Below are 849 nucleotides of genomic sequence, written 5' to 3' on the forward strand. Positions count from 1 at the left end.
CGGTGGGCGGGCGCGCGCGAGGCGGCGACGGCGGCCTCGGCGTGGCCGCGCGCCTCCTGGAGCATCGCCTCGCCGCGTTCGACGCGCCACAGCCGCAGCAGGGTCGCGGCGCACGTGGCGAGGAGTTCGGGCGCGGGCTGTTGCTGCTGGCGCACCGCGCTGCGCAGGAGCTGGGCCGCGTCCATGAGGGACTGGACCATGCCGTGCCGTTCGTACTCGGCGACGAGTCCGTCCGCCGCGCCGAGCGCGGGGTGCGGCAGGCCGCTGTCGTCCACGGGAAGAGGGGACACGGGCAGGAACCGCCTCAGCACTTCGGCGGCGACCTCGGCGAAGGGCTGCGGTACGCCCTCCGGGCCGCGCGCGGCGGACTCCTCCTCGTCCCCGGCGCCCTCGAACGCCCCGTCCCCCGCGCCCTCGTACCCCTCGTCGCCGGAGCCCGGCAGCCGGTCCCGCTCGGTGGGGGGCGGCAGCGCCGGTCCTCCGTCGAGCTGGGCGAGGGCGAGCGCCGGGAAGTTGGGGCCGCCCTTGCCGAAGTGCTGGGTGACGTACTCGGAGCAGTGTTTGAGGATGAGCGCGGCCTCGTCCCTGCCGAGCGGCCCGAGGAGCGCTTCGCGCACGCCGGGCGCGAAGGCGTACCAGGGCCCGGTCGCGGGGTCCTCGTCGCTCTGCCGGAGGAGCCCGCCGAGGAGAACTTCGGCGAGTTCGGCGGGCCCCGAGCCGGGGAGCATGGTGCGCTGCACGAGCTGCATGACGGGCAGCGAGAGCGGGGCCGCGGCGAGGTGGGTCGCGAGGCGGCCCGCGAGCGGCGAGGCGGCGGCGCGGAAGCGGCTCACGCGCTGGAGCGCGGGG

The 849-nt window shown here is 77.4% G+C and carries 1 pseudogene; it reads right to left on the minus strand.

The features are described from left to right. A pseudogene (locus G3I42_RS09010) lies at nt 1–833 on the minus strand (hypothetical protein); the annotation flags it as partial. Between the last annotated feature and the right edge of the window lie 16 nt (nt 834–849).

Origin of the sequence: Streptomyces sp. SID11385 (assembly GCF_010548245.1) — a bacterium.
Taxonomy (GTDB): Bacteria; Actinomycetota; Actinomycetes; order Streptomycetales; family Streptomycetaceae; genus Streptomyces.